Here is a 235-nt window from a genome sequence, read left to right as displayed (position 1 = left end):
GCTTGAATATGTGCAGGTGTCGTTCCGCAACAGCCGCCGACAATATTTAACCAGCCTTCCTTAGCAAAGGCAGCGATTTTTTTAGCAAGAGAAGCAGGGGATTCATGATATTGGCCTTCTTCATCTGGGAGACCAGCATTCGGATAGCAGCTCACCGCTGACTTTGCGATGGAGGAGAGCGTGCGGATGTGGTCTGTCATAAATTCTGGACCAGTCGCACAGTTCAGGCCCACAC

Annotated in this window: 1 protein-coding gene; it reads right to left on the bottom strand. The window is 51.1% G+C overall.

Translation table 11 applies throughout. The features are described from left to right. Positions 1-200, bottom strand: a 200-nt coding sequence (locus ACZ6JE_RS15655) for a homocysteine S-methyltransferase family protein (RefSeq protein WP_464319549.1), incomplete at its 3' end; no start/stop codon positions are given. Between the last annotated feature and the right edge of the window lie 35 nt (positions 201-235).

This window comes from Frigoribacterium sp. AC759, from assembly GCF_979256015.1.
Note: the sequence above shows the minus strand (reverse complement) of the source record. Positions and strands in the feature narration are given on the sequence as shown.